At 51.9% G+C, this 9,977-nt stretch carries 9 protein-coding genes; 4 read left to right on the forward strand and 5 right to left on the reverse strand.

Annotated elements, in window-relative coordinates:
* Nucleotides 1-219: 219 nt before the first annotated feature.
* From ROA7450_RS20440 to ROA7450_RS20455, 4 genes are all read right to left on the reverse strand, one after another.
* Nucleotides 220-963, reverse strand: a complete 744-nt coding sequence (locus ROA7450_RS20440) for a sulfite exporter TauE/SafE family protein (RefSeq protein ID WP_085807820.1) — start codon at nucleotides 961-963, stop codon at nucleotides 220-222.
* A complete protein-coding gene (locus tag ROA7450_RS20445) occupies nucleotides 956-2,200 on the reverse strand; it encodes a M20/M25/M40 family metallo-hydrolase (protein WP_200812998.1) in 1,245 nt (414 codons plus the stop codon). The genes ROA7450_RS20440 and ROA7450_RS20445 overlap by 8 nt, the downstream gene beginning before the upstream one ends.
* A 29-nt stretch (nucleotides 2,201-2,229) precedes the next feature.
* Nucleotides 2,230-4,602, reverse strand: coding sequence for a TRAP transporter permease (locus tag ROA7450_RS20450; protein WP_085807822.1), 2,373 nt, complete (start codon nucleotides 4,600-4,602; stop codon nucleotides 2,230-2,232).
* Between the two features lie 82 nt (nucleotides 4,603-4,684).
* Nucleotides 4,685-5,671 (reverse strand): TAXI family TRAP transporter solute-binding subunit, encoded by a 987-nt coding sequence (locus ROA7450_RS20455; protein ID WP_085807823.1) that lies wholly within the window; start codon nucleotides 5,669-5,671, stop codon nucleotides 4,685-4,687.
* Between the two features lie 110 nt (nucleotides 5,672-5,781).
* Between ROA7450_RS20455 and ROA7450_RS20460 the strand changes: the two genes are divergently transcribed.
* Nucleotides 5,782-6,672: a LysR family transcriptional regulator gene (locus ROA7450_RS20460; RefSeq protein ID WP_159454122.1), complete on the forward strand. Its 891-nt coding sequence runs from the start codon at nucleotides 5,782-5,784 to the stop codon at nucleotides 6,670-6,672.
* Nucleotides 6,673-7,062: 390 nt separating this feature from the next.
* On the opposite strand, the gene ROA7450_RS20465 is transcribed toward ROA7450_RS20460, so the two are convergent.
* A complete protein-coding gene (locus ROA7450_RS20465; protein ID WP_085807824.1) occupies nucleotides 7,063-7,680 on the reverse strand; it encodes a TetR/AcrR family transcriptional regulator in 618 nt (205 codons plus the stop codon).
* Between the two features lie 98 nt (nucleotides 7,681-7,778).
* On the opposite strand from ROA7450_RS20465, the gene ROA7450_RS20470 reads away from it, so the two are divergent.
* From ROA7450_RS20470 to ROA7450_RS21465, 3 genes are all read left to right on the forward strand, one after another.
* Nucleotides 7,779-8,708 carry a haloalkane dehalogenase gene (locus tag ROA7450_RS20470; protein ID WP_200812999.1) on the forward strand — a complete coding sequence of 310 codons (930 nt, stop codon included), beginning with the start codon at nucleotides 7,779-7,781 and terminating at the stop codon, nucleotides 8,706-8,708.
* A gap of 41 nt (nucleotides 8,709-8,749) precedes the next feature.
* Nucleotides 8,750-9,580 (forward strand): NmrA family NAD(P)-binding protein, encoded by an 831-nt coding sequence (locus ROA7450_RS20475; RefSeq protein WP_085807826.1) that lies wholly within the window; start codon nucleotides 8,750-8,752, stop codon nucleotides 9,578-9,580.
* A gap of 248 nt (nucleotides 9,581-9,828) precedes the next feature.
* Nucleotides 9,829-9,957 carry a hypothetical protein gene (locus ROA7450_RS21465; RefSeq protein ID WP_268808482.1) on the forward strand — a complete coding sequence of 43 codons (129 nt, stop codon included), beginning with the start codon at nucleotides 9,829-9,831 and terminating at the stop codon, nucleotides 9,955-9,957.
* The last annotated feature ends 20 nt before the right edge of the window (nucleotides 9,958-9,977 follow it).

A 9,977-nucleotide genomic window follows, 5' to 3' on the forward strand; every position in this document is an offset into this window, starting at 1 on the left:
TTGATATCTTTGACGATCTTCTCGCCAGGGCTCTTCGTTGTCTTTCTCATCATCCACTCCTTGGTGGCTACGATGAGCAACAAACCCTCTCTTAGCAAATCGACCTATTTGGACCCATAAGCGCTGACGTCAGACATATGAATTCTGCATCAAGATCTTTATGTTGTTAGCGTAAGAACTGGGCGATGAGTAACATTAGAAATGCGCCACTTACCAATTTTAGCTTCTGGCCAAGAATACTACCGTCATACTCAGACCGACCATAATTACGATTGCCCGGATCACGGGGACAGGTAATTTTCGGGCCAGTCTTGCACCCACATAACCTCCGATTGTTGCGGCGATCATCATAATCGCCGCTTCTCGCATATAGACGATGCCCGCCAGTAAAAAGGTCACAACCGATGCGCCGGACAAAATGAAGGACAATGCATTCTTGAGGCCGTTCATCAGGTTCATGTCGCGAAAGCCCAAGCCTGAAAATAATGCAAGCAGAACAATTCCCAATCCGCCATTGAAGTAACCACCGTAAGTCGTGACGGCCAATGTGGCGGCGGTCTTACCAATGGGGTTTGTGCCTTTGTCACCTTTGGTCCAAGCGCGTATCTTTTTGTCAAAGGCAAAAAGTAGCGTTGCAAAAAGCAACAACCACGGGACAATGAAACTGAACACTTCTGATGGTGTGACAAGCAGCAAGAGAGCCCCTGCGACGCCACCGATGACGGACAAACCTAACAGCCAATAAAGCTCTCGCCGGTCAAAGGCCTTAATCTCTGATAAAAAACCCGCAGCGCCACTCAGATACCCTGGGAAAACCGCGACGGCACTTGTTGCATTCGCCGCAATAGGAGGCACACCAATAAAGACAAGCGCCGGGAAGGTCAAAAAGCTCCCACCCCCGGCAATTGCATTCAAAACACCCGCGAAAAAGGCAGCGAGAGAGATCAGGACAACATCAAGCATTATGGACCAGATAATCATGGGCAGAGAATGCGAAGATATCCACCAATGCGTAGAGCTCATCAAGCATGATGTGTTCATCTGCCGCGCCAAGGTTGTAGGCCATCAAACCGCACACAACAGAGGGAACTCCAGCATACCGATAGAGCCTCGCATCAGAGGCGCCTACGCGCATGGTCACTGCGGGCTCCTTCCCCAGAACTGTTGTGCAATTCTGGCGAACCGCTTCTATCACCGGGTGGTCAGGCGCGGTCCAGCTAGGCTCATAGCGGCGCGTGATTTCTAGCTCGATTCCATCCTCGGCCTCGCAGAGGCGCATCATCTCTGCTTCGACTTGCGCAACGGAAACACCAACCGGCAAGCGAACATCACAAGTGAACTCTGCTCGATCTGCGACCAGGTTGGACAATCTTCCACCATTCATAGTGCCAAAGGTAACTGTGACATTCTTCAAGACATTCGTTTCACCTTCGCCCGAAAGGTTTTCAGACCTCTCAGACCAGTGATCAATCGCCGACACAACGTTGTGACCCGTGGTGTCTGTTGGAAATGACCGCAAGGATTTGAAACTTTCCATAACGGCAGTCAACTTCTCGATTGCGCTTTCGCCACGGTGCACATGTGCCGCATGAGTTGACCTGCCTTTTGCAGTGACCTTTGCCCAAACCATCCCCTTTTCACCAAAGCGCAAAATGTGGGGTGAACCGACATCACCGCTGATCATCGCATCACCAACCGCATGCGGGACATTATCAAGCAGAAATTGCGTCCCCAACACACCCATGGTTTCCTCGTCACCTGCGAATGTGCCGACAATTTCTCCCGGAAAATCCGCACCGGTCTCAGCGAGGCATTTCATCGCCAGAAGGCTGGCCGCAATACCGCCTTTCATGTCAGAAATACCCAGACCATAGGCTTTGTCACCATCGACTTCGCCCTTCGGATCGCGCGTCCAACCAGATAAATCCCCGGCAGGGAATGTATCCATGTGCCCATTGAATATCAGGCGCTTTCCTGGGCGATTGCCCGGGAGGCGGATGACCAGATTGTGCACAGGTTCTTCGTAGATAAAGCGCTCTACTATGGTTCCGGGTATCTCTCTTGCGATGGTTTCAATCTCATTCGCCATCCCACGAACATCGCCTTCGGGCTGTTGGCTTTTGATTTTCACTAGGCGTAACGTCAGGTCGACAACTTGATTGCGGTTTTCATTGAGCCAAAACCAAATCTTATTGCGCAAGTTTTGTTCAGTTATGTTCAATTCCATTGTCACGCTTTCACCAAATCGGCTTCTTCGATTGCCTTCAATCGGCGGCGCTGCATCACAACGACGGCCGCATAGGCCAAAATACCGAAAATATAGATGATTTCCTTTGGCATGCGACCGGATTGTTCAAGCCCAACTGATGTCACGTAATCGCCCCACGTGATCCCCAGCTGTTCGGCAGGGCCATTGAACGCCACATCCGAGACACTCGTGCGGCCATCGTCCTCTGTATCAAGGGATACGCCAACCGCCTCCAGTACATTCTCGGATGCTGTCGGAACTGTCGCTGTAAAGAGCTTGAAGCGATCCCCATATTCCGTTTCGCGGGTGACATAAAGGCGCACTTTTTTCCCCGCTTCGACAGAGGTTTCGTTTGCCACAACCTGCGCCATCGGCACATCACTAAAGGCAGGGCTGAAACGATCCAGCACAAAATCTGGCCGAAACAGGCTGATCACCACAAAGACGAGCAAAACAGCTTCAACCAATTTCAGGCGCACAAACATCCATTGGAGCGTCAAAGAGGAGAAAGCGAAGATCGCCATCAGTGCTACAATAAAGACCATAATGCCGTGCCATATGCTTTCCACGCCCACCAACAACAGTTCGGGATTAAAGATAAACACAATCGGCAGGATCGCTGTTCGGATCGCGTACTTGAAGGACTGAACGCCGGTTTTCATCGGATCAGCGCCCGAGATTGCCGATGCGGCAAAGGCCGCCAGACAGACCGGTGGCGTCGCATCTGCCATGAGCCCGAAGTAAAATACGTAAAGGTGCACCGCGATCAGGGGCAGTACAAGGCCAGACGCATTGCCAAGTTCAACCATCACTCCGGCCATTAATGAAGCCACAACAATGTAGTTCGCTGTTGTTGGCAACCCCATCCCAAGCACGATGGAAACCACGGCGACCAAAAACAAGAGGATATAAATATTGCCCTGTGAAAGCGCCTCTACAATACCCAGCATTGCATTGTTCAAGCCCGTCGAAGACACGATGCCAACGATAATGCCCGCAGCACCGACAGCCGCAGTAACCGCTGTCATCGATTTGGCGCCAGCGACTAACGAATAGAAAATAATAACCCCGCCAGACTTCACCCCTTTAAGCACGGACAGTTTGTGTTCACGGGCAAGCAAAACCTGCTGGATCACGATTATACCGGCCATCATCATGATGGACCAGAATACCGCACTGCCGGGGCTCCAACGTTTGACCAAGAGCAGATAGACCAACATCCCGATTGGAACAAGAAAATAGGCACCCTCTTTGAAGGTCTTACGCATTGCTGGCAAATCAGCTTTGGGGAGACCCACAAGACCCATCTTCAAGCTTTCCAAATGCGAGATATAGAACAGCGAGATGTAAGCAATAAATGCAGGGATCATCGCGTGCACGATCACATCGTAGTACGATATTCCGATGAATTCAGCGATGATAAAGGCCGATGCCCCCATGATCGGCGGCATAAGTTGACCGTTGATTGAAGCAGAGACCTCAATGGCGCCAGCCTTGTCGCCGGGGAAACCCGTTTTCTTCATCACTGGAATAGTAAATGCACCAGTGGTGACAGTATTTGCTATCGACGATCCAGAAATCATACCAGTCAAACCGGATGCCAGGATCGCCGCTTTGGCGGGACCACCTCGGTATTTGCCAACTGCTGCAAAGGACATATCGAGAAAGAACTTTCCTGCCCCGGCGGTATCCATGAAAGCGCCAAAGAGAACGAACAGAAAAACATAGCTTAGTGAAACAGCAATAGGGATGCCGAAAATTGCCTCGCTGGTCAGCCAGTTGTATCCAACCATACGGGAAAGCGAGACGCCCCTATGCGAGATGATCTCAGGCATATGAGGGCCGAAGAGAGAATAGATCATAAACACGCCGCATACGATTACCAACGGCAGTCCGACCCCGCGACGCGTTGCTTCCAGCAGCAACAGCATGCCAACCGCGGATATTATAACTTCGATGGGAATGCTAAGCCCTAAGACATCAATATTCAGTAAAATGCCGGCACGAAGAACAATGCCATCATAGCCAAAGTAAACATACATGGCACTGGCTGCCGCAATAATAGCCAAAACAAGACTGTACCAAGCCTTTCCGCCGCGCTTCTCTTCAAACTTGGCCGGGAACAGGAGAAAACACAGGAACAGACCAAATGCCAAATGGACCCCTCGAGCAGGCAAATCCACGAAAATCCCCCACCCCAGTGAATAAGGGAGCGGAGAAGCGATCCAGAGCTGGTACAAAGACCAAAGCGCCCCGAAAGTGATAAAGGTTTTGGGCCAGGCGCCAAAATAGTCGCGGCGTTCAACCTTCAGCGCCTCTTCTACGGCTTCTTGTTGCAGTGATTTCTCGGACATAACTTTTCCCGATTTAAATGTGTGTGTGGTTAGTCTCTGCCGTTACGGCAGAGACCTGAGTGGATCGAACGGGAGGGAGAGCTTATTCGATCCAGCCTTTTTCGCGGTAATACCGTGCCGCGCCTTCGTGCAATGGCGCCGAGTTGCCATTGTTGATCATGCTCTCGGGATCGAGATTTGCGAATGCCGGGTGCAACCCACGAAAGTCATCGAGATTTTCGAACACAGCGCGCACAACCTCATAAACGACTTCCGGATCTACGCTTTCATGCGATACAATCGTCGCATACCCCCCGAATGTGGTCACATCTTCTTTTTGGGAAGAATACACTCCCGCAGGGATGCTTGTTGCGGCATAAAACGGACGCTCTTCAATAAGAGCTTGCTCGACTTCCGTGTTCAGCGAAACGATCTGTGCGCCACAGCCCTCTGTTGCAACCGCAACACCGGAGTTGGGTACGCCTACGACATAAGTGAAGGCATCAATATTGCCATCACACAGTGCACTCGCATGCTCTGACGATGTCATTTCTGTCACCAGGCCGTAAAAATCCCGATCAGTTCCATAGCGCTCCATCAACAACTCGGTTGTTCCGCGCTGGCCCGAACCAGGATTGCCGATATTCAACTTTTTACCCTCGAGGTCCATCCAGGATTTGATACCTGAATCGGCTGAAACGATCAGCTGAAACGGCTCAGGGTGAACTGAAAATACCGCGCGAAATCCTTCGTCATTTACCACTTTGTCCGAGGTTCCGTTGACGGCGTAGTACTGCCAGTCAGATTGAGAAACGCCAAATTCGAATTCTCCCTGCGATATTTGGGCTAGATTATATGTCGAGCCATTGCTCGATGGGGCCGCACAACGAAAGCCATGCTTTCGCCCTTCTTTCCGCCCTTCGGCGGCCTCTTTGTGAATCATGCGGCAAATCGCATTTCCTGCCACAAAGTAGACGCCAGTTGGCCCGCCGGTGCCGATTGTTATGAACTTATTTTCAGCTTGTGCCGGGACCGATACGCCAAGCGAAATCAAAGCGGCCAACGCTGATGTTGTTAAAAGTTTCTTCATTTTATCCTCCCACGAGATTTGACCAGAAACGCTGGCAATCTACGGAGGCAGAGCAATCAAATCTAATAATTTTAGTTGGCATAGTTATAATCAATAATTATGATACTGATATGCAAATTAGAGAAATTGAATGTTTTCAAGCCATTATGACCGCCGGAACCATGACGCGGGCGGCGCAAATGCTGGGAATATCACAGCCAGCAGTCAGCAATACGATATCAACACTCGAGCATAGGCTGGGATTTCAGTTGTTTCTGCGCAAATCGGGGCGGCTGCAACCTACACCTGAAGCTATGATTTTTTATGATGATGCGCAGAGGCTGCTCGAGGCCGTGGTGCGAGCGAACGAGGCGGCAACTCGACTGCGGCAAGGGGAAACTGGTCATTTGACCATCTCAGCCTTTCCCGGAGTATCGATCAAGTTCCTGCCTGACTTAATCAGCAAGTTTTTGGCAACCCGAGAGAACGTGAAAGTTCGCCTGTTATCCCGAAGCTCACACATTCTCATTGAGCAACTACCAAGTCAGATGTTCGACATTGCGGTGGCGGAAAAGCCATCACAGTTTGTTGGAGTCGATGCCGAGCAATTCACCTATAGATGTCACTGCATTATGGCGCCTGATCACCCGCTGGCAAAACAAGAGCTTCTGACACCGCGCGATCTGGACGGTGTCCCATTCGCGGCATTGTTTCGCGATCACATGACCACCTATCAGATAGCCCGAGCATTTTCGGATGCGAAGGCTCACTGGAATGTAGTTCTGGAAGCGCAGTACTTTGCCTCGTTAATTGAGTTTGCTCAGTCTGGAAACGCGGTTGCACTGGTCGATCCCATTAACAGCCAAGGCCTCGATGGAGGACTGGTCAGCATACCGTTCAAGCCCTCAATTCAGTACCAAATTGGCGTTCTGACACCCCAGGATAAACCAGTCTCAAAGGTCGCGGCAGCTTTTCTGGAGTTAATGAGAACGGAACTGTCTAAAAATGCCATGAGCTTTTGAAGCTACTATCGATTTACCAATCGAACATTTTCCGAAATTCAGGGATCAAAAGTATTCTGCATCACACTCTCTCTTTGCAATGACCATATCGGCCCCAAAGCAGACATAGATACCAAAGTATAAACGGGGATTTTGTCCGCAGTCTGGAAGTTCGAACACCTCGAACTTTCGCAAATGCGGCGAATGGCCGGTAAGCGGGCTGCGATTGCAGAAACTTGACGGCTAGATGAACGGCAGGAATGGGCCGTCTTTGACGATGCTGGTGCCGCAACATTGGCAGATGCTGCGATGCATCCGATGACCGCATTGAGCCCAAAGAGACCGATGCTGCAATGTGTTCGAAAGTCGGCTTTCAACGTAGAGGGATATCAGGCAGTCTTTGGCTTGCTTTCAAGTGCTCTCAGATTGGCTGGTCACCGACATTGCGAGATCCGTCAGCATTTCGGCCGTGTCCGCCGCGCCAAGCGGCAAGGACCGCGCGGTGATCGAATAGCCCTCAAAGTAAGGCACAAGAAGAGATTTCATTCGCGCGCGAGACCTTTCGTCAATCCCTTGCGGCAAGGCAAAGTCGGCCAGTACGTTAGCGAAGCCTCGATAGTAGTCCATCAGGCATGTGTCGATTATGGCGTTCCTGCTTGAAATGGCCCAGATTTCGCGAAAGCTACGGCACATGTCGCTGATGTCCTGCCCATGCGCGAGCCCGGCACGGATCAAGAACAGCACCCTTTCCCGTGGGGTTGCTGCTTCACTCTCTTGGGTCAATCTCACCAAATCCTGCGTACAGTCATCAAAATACCGCGTGATCATTGCCGTCAGCACATCGTCTCTGGTCTTGAAATAGTATTGGACGTTGCTGAGGCGCATCCCCGCACTTTCCGCAAGTTTTCGCATGGTCAGGCCTGCGTCGCCCGTTTCGATCAACAGTTTTAGCGCAGCCTCAAGGATCATTTGTCCCTTCGCCGAGAGAGGTTCGTCACTAGCTGACTGTTTTAGTTCATTTTTATTCATAGATGACTGCCTCGGCGAAGAATTTTTTCGTGCTTGTGACTATAGAGGATTGACGGGTTTGGTCAATTGACCTAGGTATTTGGTCACATGACCTAAACATGAAGGAATCGATTATGATCGACGCGCTCCGTACGCCTGATGACCGTTTTGAGAACCTCCCAGACTACCCGTTTGAACCCAACTACGTTGAAGGCTTGAAAGGGTATGAGGGATTGCGCGGGCACTACCTGGACGAGGGCGAGCCAAGCTCGGAGGAGGTGTTCCTCTTGCTTCATGGTGAGCCAAGCTGGAGTTACCTTTACCGAAAAATGATCCCTGTTTTTTCCGCCGCAGGTGCGCGGGTTATTGTCCCTGATTGGTTGGGGTTCGGAAGGTCGGACAAACCCATCGACGATGACGTCTATTCGTTCGAATTCCACCGCAACTACATGCTCGCCCTGATTGAGCATCTGGACCTAAAGAACATAACGCTTGTTGTCCAAGACTGGGGCGGGGTGTTGGGTCTGACGCTGCCGATGGAAATGAAGGATCGCTTCAAACGGCTGTTAATCATGAACACCGGATTGATGGCAGGCCCGGTCGATAGCCCCGCATTCGAGGAGTGGAAAACCGATATCGTTTCGAACCCCGACGTGCCCGTTTCTTTCATCATGCAGAAATACGAGCCCGTCATCACAGATGAAGAAGCCGCCGCCTATGATGCGCCGTTTCCAGATCAACGTTACAAAGCAGGCGTGCGCAAGTTTCCAATGCTGATCGCGACATCGATGGATGCGCCGGGCGTCGATATCTCTCAAAAGGCCGCACAGTTCTGGTCCGCCGACTGGGCCGGTGAAAGCTTCATGGCGGTCGGTATGCGAGACAAGATGCTTGGACCGGATGTGATGAACTTCATGTCCACGATCATAAAAGGGTGTCCAGAACCTCTCGAAATTGCCGACGGTGGGCACTTTGTTCAGGAATCCGGCGGCGTGCTCATTGCCGAACGCGCCTTGGCCCATTTCGGTTTTGACACCATCGGTCACTGACAACTCGAACACCGATGTGTTCACGATAAAACCTGGAAAAAATGAGCGAAAGCATGACCTCGGATATACTCGTCATCGGAGCAACCGGCAAAACCGGCAAACGTGTTGTGGAGAGGTTAGAGGCGCGCGGCATCTGCCCGCGCCACGGCACCCGTCGCAGCCCGATCCCCTTCGATTGGGAAGCCACCGAAACCTGGGCCGCATCCCTCAATGGCATCCAAAGCGCCTATGTCGCCTATTCGCCTGACCTTGCGGTCCCTTCAGCGCATGCAGTGATTGCAGACTTCGTGAAAGCGGCAGAGGCCGCCGGTCTGCGACGGGTCGTCCTGCTGTCCGAGCGAAATGAGGAACGCGCGCAAGCTTGCGAAAAATTGGTCATGGACTCCACCTTGGAGTGGACGATCCTGCGGCCCAGCTGGTTCATGCAAAACTTCAACGAAGGCGGCTTCCTGGAAAGCGTGATGAGCGGCGAGGTCACAGCGCCCGACTCTGGCGCACCCGAACCCTGGGTTGATCTCGACGATGTTGCCGACGTCGCTGTTGCAGCATTGCTCGAAGACGGTCACGCGAGCGAGGTCTACGAAATCACCGGCTCAGAGTTGCTGACGTGGAGCGAGGCGGTCGGTCTGATCTCCAAAGTAACGACCCGAGAGGTTGTCTATCGCACAATCACGCCGCAAGAATTTGAAAGCATCTTAATCGCCGCAGGCTTCCCCGACGAAGACGCTGTGTTCGTGGCAACCCTCGTGGCCGAAATCCTGGACGGTAAAAACGCAATGACCTCCGACGGTCTTCAACGGGCTTTAGGGCGTGAGCCAAGAACTTTTGCGCAGTTTGCAAAAGCAGCCCATGCAGATGGTTCTTGGGTCTAAGGCCCCGAGCCTACGAGTTCTCCATTCCACGCGAAATAAGCAGCCCGAGCGTTAAAACTATTGGGTGTTCCGAGTAGAATGCGTGGCTAAGCGGCCATTTGCCAACTAGCTCTACATGTCAGCTTTGTCCCGCAATGTGTAAGTTCGCCAGCCAACCGAATTCGCAATCGCAGCGAATGGCATGTGTGGATAGCCCCTGCATAGCAAGACATTTTTGAAATAATTTTGCACTGGTCAGAAGCAGACGTGTGTCCGGCCTGTTTGCGCGGCGCACGCGGCCGCTGGCCCTGATGGTTTCCGCAGGCCAAGTCCCATATGGGTTCTCGGACAACAAGGTGTCCTGGACATTCGACGGGGTGTCTTGGTTGGCGGGCTGACTGTGCTCCATCATTTCAAG

Source organism: Roseovarius albus, from assembly GCF_900172335.1.
Taxonomy (GTDB): domain Bacteria; phylum Pseudomonadota; class Alphaproteobacteria; order Rhodobacterales; family Rhodobacteraceae; genus Roseovarius; species Roseovarius albus.